Origin of the sequence: Parageobacillus galactosidasius (assembly GCF_002217735.1) — a bacterium.
GTDB lineage: Bacteria > Bacillota > Bacilli > Bacillales > Anoxybacillaceae > Parageobacillus_B > Parageobacillus_B toebii.
This window is the reverse complement of record NZ_NDYL01000002.1, coordinates 1,772,809-1,798,083: the sequence shown is the minus strand read 5'-3', so window position 1 is coordinate 1,798,083 and position 25,275 is coordinate 1,772,809. Positions and strand designations below refer to the sequence as shown.

The window sequence follows — 25,275 nt, the reverse complement described above, 5'->3', positions numbered from 1 at the left end:
GTGGTGGGCCATTTCAGCAAATCTCGTAAACAACAAAGGGAAGGGACAGAAAGATGACATATAAAGCAGCAGTGGAAAAATGGCTTTCATATCCAGAGTTGGATGCAGAATTAAAACAACAATTAATTTTGATGCAGCATAATGAACAAGCCCTTGAAGATAGTTTTTACAAAAACTTAGAATTCGGCACAGGCGGTATGCGAGGGGAAATTGGCCCTGGTACGAATCGGATGAATATCTATACCATTCGCAAAGCATCGGAAGGATTAGCGCGTTATATCGTGGAACAAGGCGAAGAAGCGAAAGAACGCGGTGTCGTGATTGCCTATGACTCCCGCCATAAGTCGTCGGAGTTTGCGCTGGAAGTCGCAAAGACGGTTGGGAAGCATGGGATTAAAGCGTACTTATTTAAAGAGCTTCGTCCAACGCCAGAGTTGTCGTTTGCGGTTCGTTATCTTGGGGCGTTTGCCGGTGTTGTCATTACAGCAAGTCATAATCCGCCGAACATATTTACCGAGAAGTCTCCCACCTCTAAACAAAGTGTAGGTGGGAGAGGAATCGGTTGTTTTTTCTCCTAAAAACAGAACATATGTGCTATACTATTCTTATCCATGATTTGGTGAAAGGAGGATCCACCATGCTTCGTGGGCAAAAAGTGGCCTTCCAGGCATCGAAGGCGGACCTCGAGCGGCTTCGTGCCTGTAACCGCGAGTCGGCTCGCGTCTGGAATGAATGCCTCCGATTGGCCAAAGAGCATTTCCTTCAACACGGCCGCTGGATCTCGAAAAGCGAGCTGCAAAAACAAACGAAAGGGCGATTCCATCTTCACAGCCAGTCCATTCAAGCCGTCTGCCACCAATACCTCTTCGCCCGGCAATCCGCTCGAGCCGCTATCCAGAAAGGACATCGCCACGTTCGTTATCCGTACAAGCAGAAGACATTTTTCAACACCAAATGGGCAAAAGACGGATTCACCATTCATGAAAATGGGAAAATCACGTTGTCCATGGGCATCCATGGTGGAAAACGCGAAAAACCGATTATCGTCTACGTCTCACAGCTGCCGCAGGGAACGATCAAAGAAATCGAATGTTGTTATGATCATGGCTGGTATCTTGCCATCACCTATGACGATGGCCAGGAAGCGAAAGCGTACCAGCCGGGGCATGCGGTTGGCGTCGATCTTGGCGAAATCCATACGATCGGGGCGTTTTGCGAAAACGGCCAAGCCCTCCTCATCACGGGGCGAAAGGTGCGCTCGCTTCACCGGCTGCGAAACAAAAAATTAGCCGAGATTCAACGCCGTCAATCGAGATGCCAAAAAGGGTCCCGGCAATGGAAAAAGTATGAACGGGCCAAGAAGTACATCTTATCGAAATCGGAACGCCAGCTGCGCGATGCCCTTCATAAAACAACGAAACAGTTTGTCGATTGGTGCCGTGCCCAATCGGTTTCCGATGTGTACATCGGAAATGTCGAGGGAGTCCAGCGGCACACGCGAAAGAAAAAACGGGCCAGCCGGAAACAAGCGCAAAAGCTCTCAAATTGGTCATTCGGGAAAACCAAGAACTATCTGGCCTACAAATTAGCCCAGCACGGCATTCGCCTGAAAGAGATGGACGAATCGTATACGAGCCAGACATGTCCTGTCTGCCGGAAACGAAAAAAAGTGTCGGGCCGAATTTTTGCCTGTTCTTGTGGATATAAAGAACATCGGGACGTTCATGGAGCCCGAAATATCTTGAGCAAGGCGGTGCATGGACATATTCTTCCTTGGTCGGTACCGACGAAGCTCACGTATCTACGGATTGCGTAAGCAAGAAGTAGTAGACGGGCCGGACCGCCCCATCGGTCAAAAGCCGATGTTGCTTACCGAATCGGCCGGGAAGACTTCCGATGCGTGCATCGAGCGGGAGAAGAGAGCCTTCTTCTGCGCCGAAGCTTCTTCGGGCGAGTGGTAAGAAACTCCTATCTCTAAACGGAGTGTAGGTGGGAGAGGTTCATAGTGTATGGACAAGACGGCGGGCAAATTCCGCCAGCTGTGGCGGATGTGATTATTCAATACGTCAATGCCGTGGAAAACGAATTGACGGTTGAAGTAGCAAGCGAGCAAGAACTTCTGGAAAACGGATTGCTTATATATATCGGCGAGGAAATCGATGAAGCTTACCTTCAGCAATTAAAAACGATTCAACTAAATCCAGAAATGGTTGCGGAAGTGGCGAAAGAGTTAAAAATCGTTTTTTCTCCTTTGCATGGCACAGCCAATAAGCTAGTCGGCGCTGGTTTAAAAGCATTTGGCTTTGAAAACGTGACGGTTGTAAAAGAACAAGAACTTCCAGATCCGAACTTTTCCACTGTTGCCTCACCAAATCCGGAAGAGCATGCCGCGTTTGAATTAGCCATTCAATACGGTAAAAAAATCGATGCCGACATTTTAATGGCAACCGACCCGGATGCGGACCGTCTTGGTGTCGCGGTGAAAAATTTAGATGGCGAATATGTTGTGTTAACAGGCAACCAAATGGGCGCGTTGATGCTGGAATATTTATTATCGCAAAAGCAGGCAAAAGGAATTTTGCCGAAAAACGGCGTCGTTGTGAAAACGATCGTGACGTCCGAAATCGGCCGCGCGATTGCCGAGCATTATGGCTTGCCAACGATCGATACATTGACTGGGTTTAAATTTATCGGCGAGAAGATTAACGAGTTTGAACGGACGAAAGAATACACGTTCCAGTTCGGTTATGAAGAAAGCTATGGCTATTTAATCGGCGACTTTGTCCGCGACAAAGATGCGGTGCAATCGGCGATTTTTGCCGCGGAAGTAGCGGCTTATTATAAAACGCAGGGAAAAACATTGTATGAAGGGTTATTAGAGATTTTTGAAAAATACGGTTACTATCGTGAATCATTGCGCTCGCTAACGTTAAAAGGAAAAGATGGCGCCGAGCAAATTGCGAACATTCTAGCGGCATTCCGCAAAGAGCCGCCGAAAGAAATCGCTGGCGTTAGCGTTGTCGCGATCGAAGACTATTTGATAAGCAAGCGTACCATCGTGGCGACTGGGGAAGAACAGACGATTGACTTGCCTCGTTCGAACGTGTTGAAATATCATCTTGCGAATGGCGCATGGTTCTGTTTGCGTCCATCAGGCACGGAGCCGAAAGCGAAGTTTTACTTTGGCGTGAGAGGAACATCGTTACAAGAGAGCGAAGAACTTATTGCCGAATTAGAAAACGCAGTAATGACGATAGTCCATCAAATAATTAACGTATAATTGGAGGATTGTATATGATTCTCGTTGTCGGCGGAGCCGGTTATATCGGCAGCCATTTAGTGAAAGAGTTAGTGGAAAAAGAGCAAGTAATCGTGCTTGATAACTTATCGACTGGTCATCGATATTTAGTTGATGATCGCGCGGTGTTTGTTCAAGGAGATTTAGGGAACAAAGCGGACCTTGAACCGATTTTTGAAAAATATCCGATTCAAGCTGTCATGCATTTTGCGGCGAACAGCTTAGTGGGCGAATAAGTGGTGAATCCGCTGAAGTATTATCAAAACAACGTTGCCGCTACATTAACGTTATTAGAGATGATGCTGAAATATAATGTGAAAAACTTTATTTTTTCGTCTACTGCGGCGACGTATGGGATTCCGAATGTCGAATTGATTACGGAAGATTGCCCGACAAATCCAATTAATCCATACGGCCGTTCGAAGTTAATGATCGAGCAAATTTTAGCGGACTTTGCTTCTGCGTATGGACTCAACTATATCGTTCTTCGCTACTTTAATGCGGCTGGGGCGCACGAGTCAAGAGAAATTGGCGAAGACCATAACCCGGAAACGCATTTAATTCCGATTGTCTTGCAGCATTTGTTAGGCCAGCGCGACAAAATTTCCATCTTCGGTACGGACTATGATACACCAGATGGGACATGCATTCGTGACTATATCCATGTTACCGACTTAGCGAAGGCGCATATTTTAGCGCTGGAAGCTCTATTGTCGGGTAAAAAGAAAACCGCTATTTACAATCTCGGCAACAGCTTAGGTTATTCCGTCAAAGAAGTCATTGAAACATGTGAAAAAGTGACCGGCCGCAAAGCGGTAATCGAATACACAGACCGCCGCCCGGGCGACCCGGTGCGCCTTGTCGCTTCCTCGCAAAAAATTTATGAAGAGTTGGGCTGGAAAGCGGAATATTCGCTTGAGGAGATTATTGCAAGCGCATGGAAGTGGCATAGCCGAAATGCAGAATAATAGAAAGCTTCCCTCTGAAGGATTTCAGCAGGAGGCTGCATTTATTTTTTCGATTTGGAGGTGACTTTTGTTATGGAGAAAAAGCCTTTGCAGCCAGAAACCGAACGTTTCAAACAAATCTTAATCGAAGAGTATCAACGAGGGGGAATTGTCCGCCAATATGACCACAAAAGACATGATTCGAGAGCTTGCTCATCAGTTAAAACCAATTTTTAAAAGGAATAATCATAAGTAGTATTGAGAGGTATGTATGCCATCATTTCAACAGCTGCCAAAGTCCGTGAAAAAGACCATTCGCTACATTCTGCAAGATGTTCATTCACTAGAGAAGCTGGAGTGGATGGAAAAAACGATTCACTATTATATTCAAAAACGAAAGAAGGAATTAAAAAAGAATGATTCGTTTAAACAGATTAGGTGATGAAATGAAAAATAAGATTATTCCTTGGATTCTTGTATTCGCATGGTGCGGGATGATTTATTATTTTACGGAATCTCCCATGTTTACTGGTGCGAATACAGCCAGTTGGATTAATGAAATCATACAAAAGCTGCAATTAGGGCATATCGATCATATCAATGATGGTTTTTTGTCATGGAATTACATCGTACGTAAATTGGCTCATCTTTCGGTATTTGGTCTGCTTGCGGTGCTTGTATGGAGAGCGTTATATCCATGGCGGTTTGCGATGGTTAGCGCATGGGTGTTTGCTGTTATTTGCGCAGGTTTGGATGAATGGCATCAGTCGTTTCAGCCGGGACGGACTCCGCTTTTGTCGGATGTAGTGATTGACGCGTGTGGGGCGGGGATTGCGTTATTCGTTGTGTGGATGTATTTACGAAGGATATCTTAGGTGTGATAAAGATTGCGAATTCCTTCTATGTTTTGCATGATGGTTATAGAGATCCTCTGCTTCCTCTTCTAGCTATACCCGCTGTATCCATTCCATTGGTAAACTTCTCAATAACTACACCCTAGATGCTCAAAGATTTCTTTTTTGGATGTTCGCTTATTCATGGTTCCATTTTTCCATTGATGTGGTTCATTGTTTTGGAAAAGTGGATGATGGCTTCGTACAGAATATTGCGCGGCTAGTCGCAAGAAACAGGCGTATAAAAATTTTTTATGATAAAATTTTAGATAATTCAGATAAAAATATATGGTAACCTGCCGACTTGTGAATGTAATAATAACTGCTGTAGATGAAAAGGGGGAGTATTTATGGAAGAGTATAAGGATAAAGTAAAACAACTAGAAAGGATTTCTTACAGTGAATACTTAAGTGAGTTTGTTGGGGAATTTAAAAAGATAAGAGATTGGGCTAAGGAGAAAGGCCTAGTTAGATTTGAAAAGATGGCTCAGTATGAAATTGAGGTTCTTTCTCTCCATGATCAAACACCGATTGTTAAAATCAATGATAGAGGAAGATTTATTCCTATGATCGAATATAAAGATGGAACAAAATGGCCTGATATAGAGAATTTTACTGGTGAACAAATAGCATATTATGAACAGCGTCTAGAAGAAACGGAAAACGTATTTTTAAGGGCTAGATACGCTGACTTTCTGTTTGAACATGGTGATAAACACGGAACTAAAAATAAGTATGAAATTTCTAAAATACTCTTGCCATCATTGCTTGAAACAGCCGAAAAGCATTTAGAAAAAGGGAATTGTTATTTGTTTGTTTCTGAACTGGCAAGAGCGGTTGAAATTTCTTTGAAAATGGGAAATAAAGAATGGATTGAGATCATACTCAAAAAAATAGAAAGCACTTTACACATGTTTGATAAGAACAAAGACTACAGGTGGACACTAGGACTGTCTAAGCTGTTAAGAAATATATTGAGCAGCAAGTTATCAAATTTAGTTGATGAAAAGATCGTGTTGTTGTGTATCCAATTACTAAACAAAGGGAGAAAAAGTTATTGGGATAATAAGGAATATGCCGATCATCGCATGTTTTGTAAAGAAATCATCCATTGGAAAAAGTTGAAGAGAATTAGCAATGAAGAGGAACAACAATTGCAGATGGAAATCGGGCGGTCTTTTGAGGAAGAAGCGGTGCATCAACAAGGCAGAGAACAAAAGAGTAGCATGGTAAAGGCCCATTTTTATGAACTAGCGATGAGGCATTATGCGAATATTGGAAAGACAGATAAGGTTGAAGAAATGAAAATACTTATAAGAAAAGCGTATAAAGAATGGGAAGAGAGTGACGAATTATCTGTTGTTTCTGCGGAGGTTCCAATCCCTACTCACGAAATAGAAAATATGATGCAACCTTATCTTGAAGTAGATGTAGCAGAATCGATAGACATGATAGCGAAGCCAATTGATTTTATCCCTGATATTAATAATGTCGAAAAACTAACGAAGGAACTGATGACTGCTTACCCCCTGTATCATTTAGTAACTAAAGGATTAATAGATGATGAAAAGAAAGTCGCTGAAGCTAAAAATGATGAGGAGTCTTACCAATGGGCTTTCTCACAAAATTATATGTTGCATCTACAAACAGTTTTAAATATGGCTCTTGTCCCTTTATTTGATAAATTGATTAAGGAAAGAGGGCTCACGTCAGAATTAATAATAGATCTGTAGATGAGCATTTTTCATTACAATAATTTCCATGGTTAGAGAGACAAACAGGGTACCCCTTACGCGATACGGAGCTGTTTTTTGATCACATCAATGGGAATATCTTGCTTTGCAGCGTCATAAACGTATGAGCAAAAAGGATTAAAAGAGGGTGTAAAAAAAGGATTACAACAAGAAAAGCGACAAATTGCGAAAAAGATGTTGGTAAAAGGGTACGACATCCAAACGATTCACGAATTAACCGAACTGCCAATTGAAGAGATTGAAAAATTGAAATAAGGGTGTGATTGTGATGTTTAACAGAGAGCCATTGTTTGGTGCCTGTCACCACCCGAAATTTGTCGAAATATTGGTAATTGAAAGATAAAGGAGAGGGTATTACAATGATGGGTGAGAACTAATGTTCTGTGATTGGGAGGGATGGATGAGTGACGGTGAAGATTTTAAGCATTGGGTTGAGGGGGTTAGAAGGGTATCGGGTGCAGGTGGAGGTGCAGGAGGTGCCTGGGATTGCGGCGATGGTGATTGTTGGGTTGCCGGATGCGTCGGTGAAAGAGGCAAAGGAACGTGTTCTTGCTTCGCTTTATGCTTTCGGATGCGACTTTTTTGATAAAAGGCTTGTTGTTCATTTGTCTCCGCCGGAGCGGAAAAAGCATAGCCCGATGTTTGATTTGGCGATGGCGATTGGGATTTTGAAGGCAATGGGCAAGCTGACAGCGCCGGTTTCCCCCGATGCAGCGTTTTTAGGTTCGTTATCGTTGGATGGAGCGATTCAGCCGGTGGATGGCATGCTTCCAGCGATATTGGCGGCAAAGAAGCTCGGTTTTCAAAAAGTATACCTTCCGTATGATCCCACACTTCCGCTTCATCATTTGAAAGATCTCGATTGTATCTTTGTTCAGACATTGGAAGAAACGGTGCAATATCTGCAAGGACAACGCGTTCTTTCGTTATCCCCAGCTTTTCGCACTCCTGAAATCATGGACTCCCCGCGAAAGCATCATCGGGATTTTCAATCGATTATTGGCCATCATCAAGCAAAGCGAGCATTGGAGATCGCAGCGGCAGGCGGACATAACGTGTTAATGGTTGGACCGCCTGGGTGCGGGAAAAGTTTGTTGGCGGAAACGTTTCCGACGATTTTGCCGAGCCTTTCTCATGATGCGCAGTTAGAGGTGATCAGTTTGTACCAGCTGGCAGGGGAAAAAATCGAGAGCGGCCATCCGCCTTTTCGTCATCCGCATCATTCCGCTTCATCGGTTTCTTTAATTGGCGGGGGAACGCACCCAAAGCCTGGCGAAGTGTCGCTGGCACATCGTGGTGTTTTGTTTCTCGATGAAATGGCGGAATTTGCGAAAAAGACGCTGGATATGCTTCGCCAGCCGTTAGAGACGGGGAAAGTGACGATTAGCCGTATTTCGTCGACGGTGACATATCCCGCGGACTTTATTTTGCTTGGGGCGATGAATCCGTGTCCGTGTGGATATTTAGGCTCAAGAACGCGCTATTGCACATGTAGTCCGAAACAAATTCAAGCGTATCGAAATCGTGTTTCCGGGCCGATTTATGACCGGATGGATGTTTTATTATCATTGGAAGTCATTGATTTCACCAAAGAAACGAGGGTTTCGGAATCTTCGGAAACCATAAGGAAAAGAGTAGAAGAAGCAAGAAGAAAGCAATATGAACGTTACGGAAAAGAAATAACGAATGGGCGTGTTCCTTTTGAGTTATTAATGGAAAAAAGCCCGCTTGCCAAAAGGCAGCAACTTCTGTTGCAGCAATGGGCATCCCAGCATCAATGGAGCAATCGTGTACAAACGAAAATCATTCGGTTGGCAAGGACCATTTCCGATTTAAAGGGAACCGAAGAGATAGCGGATGAATCGCTTTGGGAAGCGATGACGCTAAGATGGCTGAAAACATATACGAAGCAACAGGCAACAGCGAGGTAAAAAGAATGGGACGGCAAAAGCGGATCTGGGTGCCCCATCGGTTTTATCATATCGTTTGCCGCGGCAATCGGCGTGATCCCCTATTCAAGGAAACAAATGATTTTCTCGCTTTTCTTCATATCCTCCACCAGCTTCACGAAAAAATCCCATTTGAAATAGCCGCATATTGCCTTATGACGAATCACTTTCACCTGCAGCTGCGCTCACAACAGGAGCCGATTTCGAAAGTCATGGCGCTCATGAACAAACGGTATGCGAATTATTATAATACTCGCTATCGTTTGACGGGACATGTATTTGAAAAACGTTATTATGGTAAATTGATTGACAATGACAGCGGAATGTTGGAAGTGAGTCGATATATTCATCTCAATCCTGTAGAAGCTCATATGGTGCATGCGCCGGAACTTTACCGATGGAGAGTTTATTTGTATATGCATCCCAAATCGCTGCCTCCGAAATTTATGAATATGGATGCATTATTAGATTACTTTTCAGGCACAAAAACAGAGCGGAAGAAAAAATATGCTGAATTTGTGAGGGGGTGAGGGCATCTGTCACTTGTCAGCCATCGAAAGCGCGTGGAAATGGCATCAGCGGAAAGGACGATGATTAGGCACCCCTTGGTGGGGCGGTTTATTTATAGGCATTTTCTATATACAGCGGTTTCCCTAATGAAATGAGTGCAAGAAAATTCTTTAAGGTGTAAAATATAATTACAATACCGTTTTAATATATGGAAGGGAATATGGAAAAGAGGCCCTTCAATGTTTATTGTAATTCCATTAGTTTAAGTATGAGTCTTCATGATATTATCCTTAATCTTCAACAGCAATCGCCCGATGAGAATATATACCTCGGAAAGGTTACTATGAGCCCACAACACGCCAAACAATTTGCTTATTTGTTATTGAATTGATTAACGAACAAATCCATTAGTTTTGGCCGATTTTGCCTCTGGCATGGACTCAACTATATCATCCTTCGCTACTTTAATGCGGATGGGGCGCACGAGCCGGGGGCAAAGCGGTTTTATTTTCTAGAGGGCTGGTGAAAAACGACCGATTTCGCCGAACCCGTTGCTTTCGGCTGAAAGAGAAGCGTTGATTTTACAGGACTTCTCAATTTGAGAAGAGATTCCGTTTTCCGCGATTTTTCACGAAATCACCAGCCTTCCAGTTTCGAACATACTCGTTTTTAGTTAAGGGTATAGAGAGCGAAACAGCGGAGGAAAAAAGGTTTTTCCAAGGGCTCTCCCTCCTTTCCCGCCATGCGGGTGGGAGGAGGATCAAATGTATTTCATCATGGCCGTTTCATCGCAACAGTCCAGTTTCGGGCAGTTGACGCAATCAATCCACACTTTTTCCGGCAGTGTTGATTTGTCCACGATCTCAAACCCGCATTTTCGAAAAAACTCGACTTGGTAAGTAAAGGATATTAACCGCTTCACCCCGAGTCTGGCCGCCTCGTCGGCAATATGGTGGACGAGCAGGCGGCCGATTCCTTTCCCCATATGGTCAGGAGATACGACGAGCGAACGCACTTCCCCGAGATCGTGCTCCAGGATATGCAGCCCGGCGGTGCCGACGATTTGGCTGTTCTCCCTGGCGACATACATGCATTGCAAGTGCTGGTAGATGGACAGCAGCGAGCGGGGCAGCACGAGTCCTTTTTTTGCATAGTGTTGGATGAGCGCGTGCATGTCTTTGACATCGCTCGTGACGGCATGGTCGATTTGCATTGGGATCCCTCGCGATCAATCGTCATTGTATATTTATAAATATACAATATTTTGTTTTTATATTCAACTACGGATTTTCGTTGGCTGGGGGATGTTTCTGCCAAACGCTGCGCGGCAGGAGGAACAAGAATGCCATTGTCGAAAGAATAAAGTGTTTTTTGGAAAGCAACAGGAATATGCATTGGATGATGGCATATTGGTCGATTGAATCGTATGGAAGTGTAGGGTTTTTCATGAAACGAGGGGGAAGGATATGAGCACGATTACCACGTTTGACAGTACGGTCGAAAGTTTGCTTGATTTGCTTGAAAGCATTCAGGAATGTCGAACACAGCTTCCTGATTTTCAGAGAGGCTGGGTTTGGGATGACGAGCGGATTCGGAATTTGTTGATCAGTGTTTCTCTCTCTTATCCGATCGGTGCGGTGATGATGCTCCAGACGGGAAATCCGAATGTCCGTTTTGCCTCAAGGCCGATCGAAGGCGTCGATAACGTGAACCAAGTGGAACCGGAACGGCTGATTCTTGACGGTCAACAGCGGCTGACGGCGTTGTTTCAATCATTGAAATTGAAAGCGCCTGTAGCGACAAGAGACAAGAGAGACAAGGCAATCAAACGGTTCTACTATATTGACATTGACAAAATGTTAGATCCGAACGTCGACCGAGAAGAGACGATCGTCAGTGTTCCGGAAGACCGGATCATTCGCGGACCGGGAGGGAGGGTTGTTCTTGATTGTTCTGACTTGGAGAAAGAATGCGAAGCGGGAATGCTTCCGGTGAATTTGCTTTTCGATCCTGCGGGGTTGTTGGCGTGGCAGACGCGCTATTTTTCGGATTCAACGAAAATTGCGGAACGGTCATTGAAGTGGCAAAAGTTGATGACGGACGTATTTCCCCGTTTTCAGCAATATCAAGTGCCTGTTATTATGCTTCGGAAGCCGACTCCGAAAGAGGCGGTTTGCCAAGTTTTTGAGAATGTAAACACGGGGGGCGTCTCTCTGACCGTCTTCGAGCTTCTTACCGCCACATTTGCGGCGGAAGATTTCAAGCTGAGGGATGATTGGGAAGAGAAGGAAGCAACATTAAAGAGGTCTGGAGAAATTTACAACAAAGTGTTGGCCGATATCAGCAGTACCGACTTCCTGCAGGCAGTTGCGTTGTTGGCCACATACAATCGACGAAAAGCGGGGGAGGGTGTGGCGGTCAGCTGCAAGCGGCGGGATATTTTGCAGTTGAAGTTGGCGGATTACCGAACATGGGCGGATCGGGTGACGGAAGGGTTTATTCAGGCGGCTCAATTTTTGCATGAGCAACACGTGTTTTCCGCGCGCGACTTGCCGTACGGCACCCAGTTGATCCCGCTGGCAGCCATTTTTGTCGAGCTGGGAAAAGAGGCGCACAATGTTCGTGTCCGTGACCGAATCGCCCGTTGGTATTGGTGCGGTGTATTGGGTGAATTGTATGGAGGAGCGACGGAGACGCGGATTGCCCGTGACGTGGTGGAAGTCGTCGAATGGGTTCACGGCGGTGCGGAGCCGACGACGGTGCGGGATGCCCATTTCGCCGCTGACCGTCTCTTGACATTGCGTACTCGAAATAGTGCGGCTTACAAAGGGTTGCATGCGTTGTTCATGAGGGAAGGGGCGCGGGATTTCTTATCTGGGGTGCCGATCGATATTCAGACGTATTACGGCGAGTCGATTGATATTCACCATATTTTCCCTCGTGACTATTGCGAAAAACGGGGGATTGAGAAAACGAAGTACGACTGTATTATTAATAAAACTCCATTGTCCTATAAAACGAATCGGATGATTGGTCGTGATGCTCCAAGTGTATATTTGAAGAAACTAGAGGAGAGGAAAGGCGTTTCGGCAGCGGTGTTGGATGACATCCTGCAAACGCATGTCATTGATGTGGCATTGATAAGAGCGGATGATTTTGAGCAGTTTTTTGAAAAAAGAAGGCTGGCTCTGCTTGCGATGATCGAGCGGGTGATGGGTAAGAAAGTGGAGTGAGCGGGACGGGAGGATGTTGTAGGGGAGAGGTTTTGGTTTATATTTCAAGGAAAAGGACCTTTAGGACCTTTTTTGGCAAATGCCTTGGAACGACGTATTCGCAGGGAGATCAAAGGGGGAAAACTTGGTGGAAAAACAGGAACAGATACATTGGCTGCTGGACAGCAGACAAATGGAAATAGAATATTTATGAATTGGAAAAACTGGCGGTGCAACTGGCCGATATGCGAAGTTCGTTTGGATCGGAAGCTGTGCAGGGGTAGGGGGACGGAAAAAGACACTTTTTATCATTGGGGGAGAGGGCATGAACCAACGGCTGTTTGCGGAGGAAATGTGGAAGTCGTTGCTGGATAAGCTGTACGAAGGAAAAATGGTATCGACGTTCAAAGGGAAGGAAGCGTTTCGCGTTGTTTCGTTTTCCGATGAGGGGGTTATTGTGCGATTGAGTTCGAAGGAGAAGGATGTGTTTCTAAGCAAGAAGGCGATGGTCAATGTGATTGAGAAGCTCATCGCCCATGAAGATGGCGTGCGGAAAAAAATGGTGGACCCGGAATTCCGTCTAAAGTTAGGGCTGTTTTTGCTTCACCCGTGGACGGAGAAAGTGGTGCGCCAGGAGGAGGGGAAACGCCGTCCGTATTTGTTGTTAACGGATGAAGCCCGTCAGCGATTGGCAAGCGGCGAGTAGAGGGATTGACACACTGGGAAGTGCGCTCGCTTTGGCGGCCAAAGGCCAAGGGAAAAGTCCGACTGTTGCTTGTTCCACACGCCAAGAGCCATAGGGAAAAGACCAGTGATAAGAGCCGCGCGGTTGCGGCTCTTTTGTGCTGCCTATTTGTCCATTTCCTTTGCAAGGTCGGCGACTTCGGCGACGGTCAGTCCGGTTCGTTTGGCGATCTCGTGAATGGGAAGAACATCAAGCAAATTTTTGGCGATTTCGATGGCCTTCCGTTTTTCCGTTTGCTTGATCGCCTGCTCCTTTTCTTGCATGACTCTTTGCACTGCTTGTTCTTTTTCTTGTATCGCTCTTTGCACTGCTTGTTCTTTTTCCTGCATCACTTTCTTCAACATTTCTTCTTTTTCTTGTTCAAGTTCTTCGACTAACAGGCGAAACACTTTGTTCATTTTGATCCACTCCTTTACTTTTTCGGCGTATGACCGGTCGATGAATTTGTCTGTAGCGGTCAGAACGCCAGCGATGATGTGCAGCTGTTTCGGTTCGTCGCCGATCGCTTTCGCCAGCTCGATCGTTTTTTCGATCATCGTTTGCCGGTCGAAGCGGGTGTGCATGAGCGGCACGAGGATGAGTTTCATCGTTTCTTCCGGAGTGAGCGGTTCGCCGTTGTGGACTTTTTCTTCAATGGCATGGAAAATCGCATCGCCGTTGAATTCGCCAAGCAACACCGCTTTGGATGAAAGAAACACATCGCCGGCGTCAAGCCGTTCGCGGGCGGTCGTGACATCGCTTGTGTAGATCACAACGATGCGAATCGGGCGGATTCGTTTTTCCTGTTGATAGTATGTGTGAAGGATGCGGCAGGCATAATCAAGATACTTTAAATGGTTGTCGAGAAATCGTTCATTGCTTTCGTACTCCAGAAGCAAAATGGAATCGTCTTCGAGAAGAAACACGGTGTCGGCGCGCCGTTCATCCGCCCGTACAGACGGAAATTCGTTTGGAAGCAGTGCTTTGATCCGTGGGAGTCCGTGAAGTCCGTATACATCGAGGGCTTGGTTTTGGTACAATGCGCTCAGCGACTTGAACAAAATGTCTTTGGCGTGATGCGAGATCCCGCCTGGCATCGTCTTCACTCCATTCGCTTTTGACCTAATTATACTACTTGCCCGATCGATTGTCAGCTGCCATCGTGAGCGGAAACACGGTGTTCGTTCGGTGGGAGTGAATGACATCTTCTTGAAAAATAAAACGGGTTGTGACTCAGAACAGACGGATGAATGACGCTGTTTTGCCTTCACGGCCGGATAAACACTTCCGTTCCGTTCGGAACGATGGAGGCGAATTCGAGCACGTCTTTGTTGTGCATGCGGATGCAGCCTTTGGATACGTATTTGCCGATCGAGGACGGGTCGTTCGTGCCGTGGATGCCGTAATGGACTTTGGATAAGCTGAGCCACATGGCGCCGAACGGACCGCCCGGGTTCGGCTGGCGGTTGACGATGACAAAATCGCCGACAGGCGTGGCGGTGACCATTTTGCCGACGCCGATCGGATACGTGCGGATCGCTCGTCCCCGGTGTTTTAACGTCAGCTGGCGGCGGCTGATCGAGATGTGGATCGTGTAGGGAATCGATCCTTTCGGCGGAAGGTGGGGGATGACGATCTCCTGCCCGGGAAAGATGACGGACGCGGCGGTCAAACCATTGGCGCGAAGGAGCGCCTCAACAGATGTGCGGTAGTCGCGGGCGATGGAGGCGATCGTTTCCCCGTGTTTGACGATATGTTTGTACATGGCATTTCGCTCCTTTTTTTCGCTGGATGGAGAAAATAGCTCCGATTGATGATACTTTAGTGTATGAGAAGATTCGAATAAGGTTGCTCAAATGGGAAGAGAGTCTCATGCGCATGGCATGCGGCCGCCAATGCCGTATGAACGCGCTGTGCGTTAGTCTATACTTGACAGGGAGCGTTGCCTAACGGGTGTTTCTTGTCAAAACGTGTAGGTGAAAAAGGAGGATGGCGCGAATGAGAACGTTTGTCCTAAAACCGGAAGGACAGAAGGTTGATTATGAGCTGTATGCCGAGCTCTCCCCTGTCCCGCTTGAGATCATTGACGGCGATCTCTTTTTTACGAAAGAGGAGCGGGAAAACTTGCTTAAGCTGTTGATATACAATGTCGGCATTAATCGGACGCTTGAGATCATCGAGGAATGGAAGGAGCGGTGAAAGCGGCGCCCGGTCGATATCGGGGCCGCATCGATGTTGGGGGTTACGGGCGGTAAGGGAACAAAATGTTCTTTTCCCCTTTTTCTTTGGCGACGAAGACGTCTTGATGGATTTCGAACACGCCAAAAGCGCTATGGAACGTCTGAATGACGCGGACGCGATACACGTCGTGAAGCGGTTTGTCCTTATCAGACATCGACCATGACGACAGTTTTTCCACCTCATCGATGCGGTAGTCGAACGTCTCGACGCCGAAGTCTTGCATAAAGACGTGGGCGCGGCGCTGGATGTAGACGTCTTTTGGGAATTTCTTTTTCATAAGCGGGTGAAACAGCTCCCAAGAGCTGCCAAAATCCCCTGCCTGCTCGTAGCGGTAAAACGTGTCAACGATTTCCTTTGCCTCGTTCCGTTCGTTCGAAAGAAACAGAGACAAGATCGCCACCAACACGGCGACGGCAGTGAGAACCGCCACCCCAGTCCTGGCTCGGATCGTCTTTTGGCGGTAGCGTGGGAACATGGGTCTCCTCTCCTCTCTGTTATACCATATGCACGATGGGCGGCGGATATGGGCAGGGAAAGGGCGGAAGCGCCGTGGCATGTGTCACAGGATAGACATACGGCCGCATTTTTTAGTCAAAAAATTCATCAGAGTGTAGTAAAATGGATGGCAGAAGTTGTTGGAAATGATGCACTAGCGTGAGAAACGGTGGTTTGTCCTATTTGGAGGCGGGTGAAAAGGCGGAGCGTTTAGGGCTCCGTTTTTCCTTTGCCGTTCCGCTGAAAACAGAGATGCAGGAGAGGTAGAGAGCGATGCGGAAATCATTTATTTATTTGGTTTGATCAGTCTTGCCGAACAAGGAAAATATGACCACAAGGCTATCAGTATTCCAAAATATCTTAAAAAAGATGGCTTTCATTCACTGATCATTGGCCAGATTCGTATAGACGGCAACAAATTCACGATACCGTATTCTCGCCTATTTAAAAAGACTCACAAGCCTATCACGATAACGATTCCGCCTGTGTTACTGGGCAAAAAGATTAAGCAGATTGAAATCATTCCTAAGCATCATGCCAGGTTCTTTGAGATTCAGTACAAATATGAAATGCCTGAACTAATTAATGCTGATGTCAATGGCGCATTAAACATCTTAAAGAAAAGTAAAGCTGTAGACCTGAGTGTCTTATGCTCTAGCGGCGAAGTGGACACGCCTCAAAGAATAAGGATTGCTTGAAGCAGTCAAACTTCTTTGGAAGCCCCCACTTCAAATTTTCGCTAGAAAATTAAGTGGGGGTAGTTCACGCCGCCAAAGACGAGCAGCATAACCATGCCGTTGTTCTTAGGGAGTTTTTGCGCAACATCGCTAAGGAGGGGTTCGGATGATTCGCGCCATGGTCGGCGATCTGACCAAAGTGGAAGGAGTCGAGTACATTTGCAATGCCGCCAACGGCATCGGGCCGATGGGCGGCGGCGTGGCAGCGGCGATCCGTCGGGCGGGGGGACGTGTGATCGAGGAGGAAGCGATCCGCGTCTGTCAAGCGCAAGACCCTAAGCCCGGCGATTTGTACGTGACAGGAGCAGGCTCGCTGCCGTTTCGCGGGGTCCTTCACTTAGTGACGATGAAGCAGCCTGCAGGGGCGACGTCGTATGACATCGTTCGGGCGTGTCTCGAGCGGCTCGTCGCGCACTGTCGGGAGAACGGAATCAAGAAGGTGGCGTTGCCAGCGCTAGGGACAGGCGTCGGAAGGCTTGACAAAGAAAACGTGGCGCAGTTGTTTGTCGAGGTGTTGGGTCCGGTCGAGGATGTGGAGTTTGTGGTGGTGGATATTGATCAAGCATTCATCCGTTTTGTCCAACAGCGCCAATAAAGGGAGAAAAAGGGCCTTGACTTCGTCTTGGCCCTGCTTTTTTGGCAATGAATAACGTGTTTCCTTCTTTCTCATATCATATTATAATAAGAACACACGAATGAATGAGTTTCATTGACTTTCTCATCCGGCCGACAGGAGGTGGCATCATCGTTGATGTCCGAATGACGAAGCCGGTGTGAAAGGGAGTGGGGTTTCCTGTTCGAACCGCGATCAGGAAAAACAGCCAAAAATGCCAATGCGGGCGTTTTTGGCGCCATCCGGAGGGATGAATCATGTTATTCTCATTGCCAACATTAAAGACATGTCAAGTGTTAGTGGATGAATTTCGTTCGGCCCCACAGCCGTTTGAGCCGGAAAAGCTTCGCTTTGCGGGTGTCGGGGAACGGGACGTTTATAATATTTCCGCACCGTTTGTGGATGAAGGAGAATGGGTGATCGCTGGGCGCGTCGAGGCGCGCGACAGCGAGCAATCGGAAGTGTACTTTTTCGTCGAGCGCGACGGCGTCTGGGTTCCTCGTGACGGGGCGCCGGTGTTCGCCTTGCAGGATCCGTTTGTGGCGCGCATTCACGGTCAGTTGGTGTTCGGCGGCGTGGAGACGTTTCCGCATCCGGTGTTTGACGGCGAGCTGAGCTGGCGGACGGTCTTTTACCGCGGCCGCAATATCTGCAGTTTGAAAAAGTTCGCCGAAGGGCCGGACGGAATGAAAGACATTCGCCTTGTCGAGCTGAAAGATGGCTCGATCGGCGTGTTCACCCGGCCGCAAGGGGAAAAAGGCGGACGCGGGAAAATCGGGTTCACCCGCATTTTCTCGCTCGATGAGTTGACGCCGGACGTGATTGAGGCCGCGCCGATTTTGGACGCCCAATTTACGGATGAAGAATGGGGCGGCGTGAACGAGGCGCATTTGCTGGCGAACGGGCTTGTGGGGGCGCTTGGCCATATCGCTTGCTTTGACGAGCACGGCAACCGCCATTACTACCCGATGGTGTTCGTGTTGAACCCGGAGACGATGGAGCGTTCAGAGCTGGAATTGATTGCGCTTCGCTCCCACTTTTTGGATGGTCCGGCGAAACGGCCGGATTTGGCGAACGTTGTCTTTAGCGGCGGACTCATCCGCAAAGGCGACGGCACGGCTGAGCTGTACGCCGGCGTGAGCGACGCCGAGGCGCAAAAAATTTCGCTCATCGACCCGTTTGTGAAATACGAAGCGCAAGAGCTTGATCGGATGTATGCTTCCGTTTAGCGAAAGGATCGGTGCGACAGACCTTCTCTATGAATGGGGAAGGTTGGCGGCCGGTCCTTTTTCACATTTGGCCGGTTTCTTGCCTTGTGCGAAGGGCTTCGGTTTGACATAAACGTGACTTGTTCGGTGACGGTGTATGTGCTCAATGAGGAACGGCTGTATGAGCAGGCGGATGTTCAAGTGAAAACGGGAACGGTTCGCTCCGTGTATTTTCCGGGGCTTGCAATCGACATGCCCGAATTGTTTCGTTGACAAGGTGCTGAGAGGATGGCTTGAAAGCGAACAGCGTGGGATCAATCCCACGCTGTTTTCGTGAAAATGCAGGACTGGCGCGTGATTTTCATCCCCGGGTGGAGGGCAAAGCGTGCTGCCCATGGACCTTTCCGTGAAAATGCGCGTGCCTTGATGATTCATGTTCATGCCCGGGTGAAGGGCAAAACGTTGCCCATGAGATGTTTCGATGAACACACGTGCCTGGATGATCCTTTTCATGGCTGGACAAAGAACAACACTTGTTGATGAAGTTTTTTCTGTGTCCAACAGGATGTTTATCGCCTGCGTGATGTCCTTTACGGTTGTTTTTGCCGCTTTTCCCGCTCCTTCATTTTCTCTTCCATCCGCTTCAGCAGCTTTTCCCACGGGTTTTCCGCCGTTTTTTTCTTGCGCTTTCGTTTTTCTTCCGCCATGCTCAAGCGCCTCCTTTCGCTGCGGCCGATAAGGCGAGCAAGTCGCGCAGTTCGTCATCGGACAGTTCGGTGATCCATGCCTCGCCTTCGGTGATGATGTCGGCGAGCGCTTGTTTTTGTTCGAGCATCTCGTCGATTTTTTCTTCGATTGTCCCGACGGTGATCAATTTATGGACGTGGACGAATTTCGTTTGCCCGATGCGGTAGGCGCGGTCGGTCGCTTGGTTTTCCACCGCCGGGTTCCACCAGCGGTCGAAATGGATGACGTGGTTGGCCGCTGTTAAGTTGAGCCCGGTGCCGCCTGCTTTGAGCGATAAAAGGAAAATCGGCGCTTTTTTCGCTTGGAACTCATCCACCATCCGGTCGCGCGTTTGTTTTGGGACGCCTCCGTGCAAAAACAACACCCGCTCATCAAACAAGTCGGAAAGCAGTTCTTGGATCATCTCGCCCATTCGCACATATTGCGTGAAGATGAGGCACGATTCGTCGTTGGCGCGAATTTGCTCGATCAGTTCGATGAGCTTTTGGAGTTTGTGTGACCGTTCGACGAGCTGGCGGGGTCGGCGTTCTTTCAAATACAGCGCCGGATGGTCGCAAATTTGCTTCACACCGTTTAGCATTTGCAAAATCAAGCCGCGCCGCGCAAACGGACTGGCTTCCTTTGCCCGTTCGAGTGTGTCGTTGACGAGCTGCTCGTACAAGGCAGCCTGTTCGGCCGTGAGCGGGCAATATTCTTTTTGTTCAAGCTTATCCGGCAAGTTGAGCGCAACCGCTTCATCCGTTTTCGTCCGCCGCAAGAGAAATGGGCGGATGAGCGTCTGCAGCGCCGCTTTTTTGCGGGCATCTCCTTCTTTTTCAATCGGCCCGGCAAAGCGCCGCTCAAACTCCGCACGGCTGCCGAGATAGCCGGGGTTGAGGAAGTGGAAGATGCTCCAAAGTTCGCCGAGACGGTTTTCAACCGGCGTGCCGGATAAGGCGATTTTATGTTTTCCGCTCAAGCGGCGGATGGCGCGCGCTTGTTTCGTTTGCGCGTTTTTAATGTTTTGCGCTTCATCAAGGCAAATCGCATGCCAATGAATCTGTTTTAAATCGTCTTGGTCCAAATGAGCAAGGTTGTAAGACGTAATGACGAGATCGGCCTCGCCTGCCGTTTGCACGAACGCATCGTTTTTCGCCCGGTTCGGTCCATGGTGCACGTAGACGCGCAAGTCTGGGGTGAAGCGGGCGCATTCTTTTTGCCAGTTGCCGATCACGCTGGTCGGGCAGATGAGCAAGGCCGGCGTGTCCGGCCGCTCCATTTCTTTTACATAGGTCAAATAGGCGAGCAGTTGCACCGTTTTGCCAAGCCCCATGTCATCGGCCAAGCAGGCGCCAAAGCCGAATCGGCGCAAAAAGACGAGCCAGTCGACGCCGCGCTGCTGATACGGGCGGAGCGTGCCGTGAAAAGACGGCGGCACATTCGCTTTCGGCAATCCATCAAGCTGCTGGAGCTGGCGGATAAACGCCCGGAATTGGTCGTGGACGTCAATGTGGATCGGGATCGATTCGTCCGCTGCCTCTTCGCGCTCCTCTGCTTCCGAAAGCAGCGTTTGCGCCACGATGTCGTGGATCGGCACGCCTTCTTTTTTCGCCTTTTCCATGAGCGCCTGTGCGCGGCGGACAAGGGCGGGATCGAGAATGAGCCATTGGCCGCGCAGGCGGATGAGGCGCCGCTTTTGTTCCGCCAAAGCGGCAAACTCCTCTTCTGTCAGCTCAATCCCGTTGGTCGCCACCCTCCAGTCAAAGTCCGCGAGGCGCTCAAGGCCGAATAATGATTCCGCGTTGACGGAAGGCGACAGCTTCGCTTTGATCGACAGCTGCGCCTGGCGAATGTCGTGCCACCAGTCGGGAAGCAGCAGGCGCACGCCCGCTTCCGTCAGCTTTAAGCTGTCTTCGGACAAAAAGCGCCACGCTTGTTCGTCGGACAGTTCATGAAGCAAAGACTCATTTTCATCGCCAAGCCACGGCACGATCGCGCAAATGCGGCGAATGGCCCGGGAGACCGATGATTCATATGGGCGCCAAGCGCGCGGAATGTCGCTTGCGGGTGCGATGACGCTGTCGTCGACGGCGATTAGCACCGCTTCAAGCGTCCATACGTCGCCTTCCTCGGACGGCTCGACAAGGCGCAGTCCGACGACAAACGGCGGCCGGTCGCCGAGCCATCCGATTTGTTCGAGCCAGTCGTCTTCCGTTCCGGTCCATTGGCCGCTGGGGGAGGCGATCAATGGATAAGTGCGAACGATTTCGCCCCAAATGCCGCGAAGTTCCGGGTCGCGTGAGAGCCAGTCGGCGACCGCAAGCGACCGCCATGCCGCAACAAGCGGGTGCGGATCGTCTTTGAGCCCGCGCCAACGCGTCCGCTCAGCTTCGGCCCATTCAGACGGCTGCCCTTGTTTCCACGCCGAGAAATCGGGACGGAAGCAGCGTGTGCGCACATCGTCGATGATTTGCTTCGCCCATGTTTCAAGCTGGGCGGTGAACTCATCTCCCCATTTGATGGAAAGAAAACGGTTGGACGGGCGCCAGGCGAAAAACGTGAGCGCCTGCCACGGGGACAGCCGCACCGCGTCGCGTCCGTGGACGGTCGCGACATCAAGCAAGGTGCCGTAAAAGGTTTCTTCATGCCAGGCGAACACAAGCGGCGCCCAGCTCGAAACACGGTCCGGGCCGCTGAGCCAGAAGCATCGTCCTTCTTCGCTCCATTCACATGAAAGGGTGATCGTCTGCAACGCTTGTTCCATCATAGAAGCAATTTTCCTTTCTCCACTTCTTCATGAAACGCGCGCATGCGCGCCGTTTTGGCTAACAGCTGTTCAAGATACATCTGCCAGTCGTTCATTCGTTTCAACGATCGGTAGCACGCACGCAATTTTTTTAAATATTGCACGGCGACGCGATAGCTTGCGCGGTTTTTCGCCTCGACAAAACGCATGACCGCTCGGTGATACAATGGCAAGACGAGCGCCGGGTTTTGTTTTTGCAGCATGGCGAGAAATGTTGGATCAATGTCATGGGCGGTGGCGTCCACCCATAAGTATAAGTCGACTACATCATGGTAGCGCCTTTGATCGAGCAGCCAATGAACGTAGCGGTTCGCGCTGTATGGGAAGCATGCGGCCAACAGCTTCTCATAGTCGTCCCATTTGTTGTGTTGGCGAGCGTATGATTCGTACAGCCGACCGATTTCGTTGACAAACGGCGACCGCTCCATCTCTGGAAGAGCGGATATGTAGAAGGCAAGCTCTTGCTTTCCTTTCGCCCAAAATGATGCGAAACGTTCCGGCGAATGCGAGGATGCGAACCGCTCCATCCAATCGATAAAAAACGGAGCCGCTTCCTTGGGATGTTGGCGGTAGATGGCGAGCGCTTCGTCATCTTCGCCGAGTAAAAAGGCGAGATGGGCGGCAGCTAGCAACAGAGTGGTTGACTGTTTTTCCGTTGCCAGGCGGATCAGCGTTTCTTTCTCTTGCCGGCGCTGCGCTTCTTTCGTGAACAGCAGCTCCCAAGCGGTTGTGTATAGGCTGTAGACGAGTGAAGGGGACGCCTTTCCCCACCGCAGCAACAACTCCCGTACATACGGGATCGTCTGTTCGATGTGCGTTTCAACAGACGGGGGCAGCAGTTCGGACGGAAACCGTTCCAACGTTTCGAACCATTCGTCGGCGATATAATCGACGTCTTGTTGCCACGAAAACTGCTCGTATGATCCGAACAACAGCCCACGGTCCCAACCGCGTTCGCGTCCGTATTCGAACAAATGGTCAAGCAAAAACAAGGCCGCATGAAAGCGATGCAACAAACGGACAGCGCTGTGTTTCGGGCTGTTTTTGACGAGTCGCGGAAACAGTTGATGGGACAAGCGGTACGGCCAATCATTGCGGCGGCGGTGGCGGGCGCTCCACTCGTCCAATAGGTCGGCGAACTGCTTCCGCCATTGGGCGACCGATTCCGCTGTGTTTGGTTCAGACGGTGTTTGGACCGATGCCGCTTTCCGGTTCGGTTTTTTCTTTCCTTGTTTCCATTGCCGCAACAACTCGCCGTTGTCAAATACATTTCCGTACACGTAAAAGAACAGCGCCAGTACGTGCGGACAAAGATCTTCCGCCCCGCATGTGCAGCTGTGGAGGGAGATGTCCGACAAATCAAGCGTCACGTCATGAATGGCGGTGTCGATGACTTTTCCTTCGATAAAATCGCTGTCTATGACCGTGACGTTATACACCAACCCTTGCCGTGACAATTCCCGCCCTTTTTGGATGACATGTTGGAAGAGAGAAAACGGCCATTCCCGCTGCAAGTCGGCAGCGGCTTTTTGCAACAGAGGTTTGGAGATTGCGGTCTGCAACATATCAGTCCGTCCTTTCCGTCCATTGTGCATCATGGGTTCCCGAAGAAAGCCCCCGTTTTCCGTTCATTCTTTATATCTACATTATTATAGCATGGCGGATTGTACTGTTGCTATGTTTGTTTGGCGTGGGATTTATTCCTAATTTTCTCTCTGTTATGATACAATGAACATAACGGCAAGGCCGAATCGAAGGAAAGTGGGTGACGATATGACGGTGTCGCGGAATGCCCTTTGTCCGTGCGGCAGCGGCAAAAAGTACAAGCATTGTTGCGGAAAAAAAGAGGCGGTTTCGATTTCGTCATTGATTGACCGCGAGTTGATCGAATGCATGAATGATATGCGCCAGTTTGTTTTACAGCGGTATGAGAGGGAGGCGGAAGAGCTTTTAGACCAGTTCCCGCTTGATGAGATGCCGGAGGAACTCGAGCTTGGCGTGCAGATCATGGCGGTGAACTGGATGTTGTTTTGTTGGCCGCTTGATGAAACAGGACAAACGATCTTTTCTGCTTACCGGAAAAGCCGTCATTGGGAGCGGTGGCGCCCGTCCGTTCAGGCTCACATCGAGAGGTGGGAAGGAGCCGTTCCGTCGCTTGGCGAGTTCATCGGCTATGAGGACGACAATCGCCCCGTTGTCCGGGATTTGTTGACGGGAGAGGAAAAGATCGTTCATTTATTGACTTCCGATCAATGGCCGAGCGTGATCGAAACAGGAGATGTGGTGTTCGGCTTCCTTGTGCCGTACCAAGACGTGTTCACGTGTTTCACAGCGGTGTTTCCGCTCCCGGCGTCAGGGAAAGATCGATTGCTTCGGGCGATTCAACAAGAAGGGGAGTGGAGCGGTCAGCCATCGGCTTTATGGATGCGCGATCGGTTCGTCGCTGTGCTTTCCGATGTGTTCTTGGAGTGGCTTTGGCAGTTCGCCAAACAGTTCAAATGGGATGATCCGAAACAAGCGGCCGTCATTCGCGAGCTCGATGAAAACGAGCCGGAGGCGCCAGCGGCGCTGCTCAATCAAGCGTTCGCCATATGGGCGATCTATTGCGGAAAAACATCCCGCCTCCCTTATTCGGTCCCCGTCTACGCGGCGGCGCTCCGCTATGTGGCTGGGCATTTGATGAAGGCGGAAGGATCGGAGGTGGAAGACATCGCCGATCGGTATGACGTGATGCCAGAAGATGTGCGATCGGCGGCGTTGGATTTTTTCCTGATGGCTGTTGATGATGAAGACGACGAGGAATGGCTCGATGACTGGGAGGAAGACTGGTTCGAAGAGGAAGGGGATGAGCTTGATGCGCGCATCAATGAATGGATCGATGACATCGATCTGATGTTGATGCGTGAAGGATGGGACGAGAAGCGAGTCAACCGTCATATTGACCGCGCCATCCGTTCGTGGCGGAATGAAGGCCTGCTTGAGGAAGTGAATGAAAAAGAATTGCGTAAAGAACTCCGCGATGTAGCGTGGGAGATCTTCACCGATCGGGGATTCATCTAGAAGCTGGCAGAAAAACGGGCGCTGCGCGCAAGTCAGTGGCATTTCGTCAGAAAGGAAAGCCGGTTCCACAAGGGCTCTCTCATTCAAACATCATTGGGCTCA

21 protein-coding genes and 4 pseudogenes are annotated in these 25,275 nt (G+C 49.0%); 19 read left to right on the top strand and 6 right to left on the bottom strand.

Annotated elements, in window-relative coordinates:
- Positions 1–53 precede the first annotated feature (53 nt).
- The 10 genes and pseudogenes from B9L23_RS18650 to B9L23_RS18605 all read left to right on the top strand — a co-directional run.
- Positions 54–503, top strand: a pseudogene (locus B9L23_RS18650) (phospho-sugar mutase); the annotation flags it as partial.
- A 134-nt stretch (positions 504–637) separates the two neighbouring features.
- Positions 638–1,816 (top strand): RNA-guided endonuclease InsQ/TnpB family protein, encoded by a 1,179-nt coding sequence (locus B9L23_RS18645; RefSeq protein WP_089098215.1) that lies wholly within the window; start codon positions 638–640, stop codon positions 1,814–1,816.
- A gap of 183 nt (positions 1,817–1,999) precedes the next feature.
- Positions 2,000–3,280, top strand: a pseudogene (locus B9L23_RS18640) (phospho-sugar mutase); the annotation flags it as partial.
- Positions 3,281–3,294: 14 nt separating this feature from the next.
- Positions 3,295–4,266, top strand: a pseudogene (gene galE, locus B9L23_RS18635) (UDP-glucose 4-epimerase GalE).
- A gap of 160 nt (positions 4,267–4,426) precedes the next feature.
- Complete coding sequence (locus B9L23_RS21850; RefSeq protein ID WP_483874400.1) at positions 4,427–4,501, top strand: hypothetical protein; 75 nt, start codon at positions 4,427–4,429, stop codon at positions 4,499–4,501.
- 15 nt (positions 4,502–4,516) lie between these two features.
- Positions 4,517–4,687 (top strand): LytR family transcriptional regulator, encoded by a 171-nt coding sequence (locus tag B9L23_RS18630; protein WP_089098214.1) that lies wholly within the window; start codon positions 4,517–4,519, stop codon positions 4,685–4,687.
- The gene (locus B9L23_RS18625; protein WP_089098213.1) at positions 4,662–5,120 is read left to right on the top strand and encodes a VanZ family protein; all 459 of its coding nucleotides are present in this window, start codon (positions 4,662–4,664) and stop codon (positions 5,118–5,120) included. The genes B9L23_RS18630 and B9L23_RS18625 overlap by 26 nt, the downstream gene beginning before the upstream one ends.
- A gap of 368 nt (positions 5,121–5,488) precedes the next feature.
- Positions 5,489–6,871 carry a DUF7380 domain-containing protein gene (locus B9L23_RS18620; protein ID WP_089098212.1) on the top strand — a complete coding sequence of 461 codons (1,383 nt, stop codon included), beginning with the start codon at positions 5,489–5,491 and terminating at the stop codon, positions 6,869–6,871.
- 425 nt (positions 6,872–7,296) lie between these two features.
- The gene (locus B9L23_RS18610; protein WP_089098211.1) at positions 7,297–8,823 is read left to right on the top strand and encodes a YifB family Mg chelatase-like AAA ATPase; all 1,527 of its coding nucleotides are present in this window, start codon (positions 7,297–7,299) and stop codon (positions 8,821–8,823) included.
- Between the two features lie 5 nt (positions 8,824–8,828).
- Positions 8,829–9,371: a transposase gene (locus B9L23_RS18605; RefSeq protein ID WP_089098210.1), complete on the top strand. Its 543-nt coding sequence runs from the start codon at positions 8,829–8,831 to the stop codon at positions 9,369–9,371.
- A 740-nt stretch (positions 9,372–10,111) separates the two neighbouring features.
- On the opposite strand, the gene B9L23_RS18600 is transcribed toward B9L23_RS18605, so the two are convergent.
- Positions 10,112–10,564, bottom strand: coding sequence for an N-acetyltransferase (locus B9L23_RS18600; RefSeq protein WP_089098209.1), 453 nt, complete (start codon positions 10,562–10,564; stop codon positions 10,112–10,114).
- Positions 10,565–10,817: 253 nt separating this feature from the next.
- On the opposite strand from B9L23_RS18600, the gene B9L23_RS18595 reads away from it, so the two are divergent.
- The 3 genes from B9L23_RS18595 to B9L23_RS21260 all read left to right on the top strand — a co-directional run bounded on the left by B9L23_RS18595 (position 10,818) and on the right by B9L23_RS21260 (position 13,269).
- Positions 10,818–12,584: a GmrSD restriction endonuclease domain-containing protein gene (locus tag B9L23_RS18595; RefSeq protein WP_089098208.1), complete on the top strand. Its 1,767-nt coding sequence runs from the start codon at positions 10,818–10,820 to the stop codon at positions 12,582–12,584.
- Positions 12,585–12,656: 72 nt separating this feature from the next.
- A complete protein-coding gene (locus tag B9L23_RS21265) occupies positions 12,657–12,938 on the top strand; it encodes a hypothetical protein (protein WP_245842465.1) in 282 nt (93 codons plus the stop codon).
- A complete protein-coding gene (locus tag B9L23_RS21260) occupies positions 12,889–13,269 on the top strand; it encodes a hypothetical protein (protein ID WP_225995682.1) in 381 nt (126 codons plus the stop codon). Before B9L23_RS21265 ends, B9L23_RS21260 begins: the two co-directional genes overlap by 50 nt.
- Before the next feature lie 143 nt (positions 13,270–13,412).
- On the opposite strand, the gene B9L23_RS18585 is transcribed toward B9L23_RS21260, so the two are convergent.
- Both B9L23_RS18585 and B9L23_RS18580 read right to left on the bottom strand, forming a co-directional pair.
- Positions 13,413–14,384, bottom strand: coding sequence for an RpnC/YadD family protein (locus tag B9L23_RS18585; RefSeq protein ID WP_089098207.1), 972 nt, complete (start codon positions 14,382–14,384; stop codon positions 13,413–13,415).
- Between the two features lie 170 nt (positions 14,385–14,554).
- Positions 14,555–15,052, bottom strand: coding sequence for a L,D-transpeptidase family protein (locus B9L23_RS18580; RefSeq protein ID WP_089098206.1), 498 nt, complete (start codon positions 15,050–15,052; stop codon positions 14,555–14,557).
- Positions 15,053–15,285: 233 nt separating this feature from the next.
- Here B9L23_RS18580 and B9L23_RS18575 point away from each other — a divergent pair, with 233 nt between their 5' ends.
- The gene (locus B9L23_RS18575; RefSeq protein ID WP_011232749.1) at positions 15,286–15,486 is read left to right on the top strand and encodes a hypothetical protein; all 201 of its coding nucleotides are present in this window, start codon (positions 15,286–15,288) and stop codon (positions 15,484–15,486) included.
- A gap of 43 nt (positions 15,487–15,529) precedes the next feature.
- Here the strand turns inward: B9L23_RS18575 and B9L23_RS18570 are convergent, their stop codons facing one another.
- Positions 15,530–16,003, bottom strand: a complete 474-nt coding sequence (locus tag B9L23_RS18570) for a hypothetical protein (protein ID WP_089098205.1) — start codon at positions 16,001–16,003, stop codon at positions 15,530–15,532.
- Positions 16,004–16,316: 313 nt separating this feature from the next.
- On the opposite strand from B9L23_RS18570, the pseudogene B9L23_RS21255 reads away from it, so the two are divergent.
- The 4 genes and pseudogenes from B9L23_RS21255 to B9L23_RS21480 all read left to right on the top strand — a co-directional run.
- Positions 16,317–16,670: pseudogene (locus B9L23_RS21255) on the top strand (RNA-guided endonuclease TnpB family protein); the annotation flags it as partial.
- A 196-nt stretch (positions 16,671–16,866) separates the two neighbouring features.
- On the top strand, positions 16,867–17,355 hold the full coding sequence (locus B9L23_RS18555; protein WP_020755180.1) for a macro domain-containing protein: 489 nt from the start codon (positions 16,867–16,869) through the stop codon (positions 17,353–17,355).
- Between the two features lie 275 nt (positions 17,356–17,630).
- The gene (locus B9L23_RS18550; protein ID WP_089098203.1) at positions 17,631–18,602 is read left to right on the top strand and encodes an MTP-1 family protein; all 972 of its coding nucleotides are present in this window, start codon (positions 17,631–17,633) and stop codon (positions 18,600–18,602) included.
- A gap of 126 nt (positions 18,603–18,728) precedes the next feature.
- Positions 18,729–18,854 carry a hypothetical protein gene (locus tag B9L23_RS21480; RefSeq protein ID WP_257722313.1) on the top strand — a complete coding sequence of 42 codons (126 nt, stop codon included), beginning with the start codon at positions 18,729–18,731 and terminating at the stop codon, positions 18,852–18,854.
- A 436-nt stretch (positions 18,855–19,290) separates the two neighbouring features.
- Here B9L23_RS21480 and B9L23_RS18540 read toward each other — a convergent pair whose 3' ends face one another.
- Together B9L23_RS18540 and B9L23_RS18535 are read right to left on the bottom strand one after the other, a co-directional pair.
- A complete protein-coding gene (locus tag B9L23_RS18540; RefSeq protein ID WP_089098202.1) occupies positions 19,291–22,074 on the bottom strand; it encodes a DEAD/DEAH box helicase in 2,784 nt (927 codons plus the stop codon).
- Entirely contained in the window at positions 22,071–23,678 is a 1,608-nt protein-coding gene (locus tag B9L23_RS18535) for an SWIM zinc finger family protein (protein ID WP_015865242.1), read from the bottom strand. The genes B9L23_RS18540 and B9L23_RS18535 overlap by 4 nt, the downstream gene beginning before the upstream one ends.
- A gap of 208 nt (positions 23,679–23,886) precedes the next feature.
- On the opposite strand from B9L23_RS18535, the gene B9L23_RS18530 reads away from it, so the two are divergent.
- Positions 23,887–25,173: an SEC-C domain-containing protein gene (locus B9L23_RS18530; protein ID WP_089098201.1), complete on the top strand. Its 1,287-nt coding sequence runs from the start codon at positions 23,887–23,889 to the stop codon at positions 25,171–25,173.
- Positions 25,174–25,275: the final 102 nt, after the last annotated feature.

What these genes read in the sequence shown, in the direction of transcription:
- B9L23_RS18645 (WP_089098215.1), top strand. Translation starts at nt 638, where the DNA reads ATGCTTCGTGGGCAAAAAGTGGCCTTCCAGGCATCGAAGGCGGACCTC.
- B9L23_RS18630 (WP_089098214.1), top strand. Translation starts at nt 4,517, where the DNA reads ATGCCATCATTTCAACAGCTGCCAAAGTCCGTGAAAAAGACCATTCGC.
- B9L23_RS18625 (WP_089098213.1), top strand. Translation starts at nt 4,662, where the DNA reads ATGATTCGTTTAAACAGATTAGGTGATGAAATGAAAAATAAGATTATT.
- B9L23_RS18620 (WP_089098212.1), top strand. Translation starts at nt 5,489, where the DNA reads ATGGAAGAGTATAAGGATAAAGTAAAACAACTAGAAAGGATTTCTTAC.
- B9L23_RS18605 (WP_089098210.1), top strand. Translation starts at nt 8,829, where the DNA reads ATGGGACGGCAAAAGCGGATCTGGGTGCCCCATCGGTTTTATCATATC.
- B9L23_RS18600 (WP_089098209.1), bottom strand. Translation starts at nt 10,564, where the DNA reads ATGCAAATCGACCATGCCGTCACGAGCGATGTCAAAGACATGCACGCG.
- B9L23_RS18595 (WP_089098208.1), top strand. Translation starts at nt 10,818, where the DNA reads ATGAGCACGATTACCACGTTTGACAGTACGGTCGAAAGTTTGCTTGAT.
- B9L23_RS21260 (WP_225995682.1), top strand. Translation starts at nt 12,889, where the DNA reads ATGAACCAACGGCTGTTTGCGGAGGAAATGTGGAAGTCGTTGCTGGAT.
- B9L23_RS18585 (WP_089098207.1), bottom strand. Translation starts at nt 14,384, where the DNA reads ATGCCAGGCGGGATCTCGCATCACGCCAAAGACATTTTGTTCAAGTCG.
- B9L23_RS18580 (WP_089098206.1), bottom strand. Translation starts at nt 15,052, where the DNA reads ATGTACAAACATATCGTCAAACACGGGGAAACGATCGCCTCCATCGCC.
- B9L23_RS18575 (WP_011232749.1), top strand. Translation starts at nt 15,286, where the DNA reads ATGAGAACGTTTGTCCTAAAACCGGAAGGACAGAAGGTTGATTATGAG.
- B9L23_RS18570 (WP_089098205.1), bottom strand. Translation starts at nt 16,003, where the DNA reads ATGTTCCCACGCTACCGCCAAAAGACGATCCGAGCCAGGACTGGGGTG.
- B9L23_RS18555 (WP_020755180.1), top strand. Translation starts at nt 16,867, where the DNA reads ATGATTCGCGCCATGGTCGGCGATCTGACCAAAGTGGAAGGAGTCGAG.
- B9L23_RS18550 (WP_089098203.1), top strand. Translation starts at nt 17,631, where the DNA reads ATGTTATTCTCATTGCCAACATTAAAGACATGTCAAGTGTTAGTGGAT.
- B9L23_RS18540 (WP_089098202.1), bottom strand. Translation starts at nt 22,074, where the DNA reads ATGATGGAACAAGCGTTGCAGACGATCACCCTTTCATGTGAATGGAGC.
- B9L23_RS18535 (WP_015865242.1), bottom strand. Translation starts at nt 23,678, where the DNA reads ATGTTGCAGACCGCAATCTCCAAACCTCTGTTGCAAAAAGCCGCTGCC.
- B9L23_RS18530 (WP_089098201.1), top strand. Translation starts at nt 23,887, where the DNA reads ATGACGGTGTCGCGGAATGCCCTTTGTCCGTGCGGCAGCGGCAAAAAG.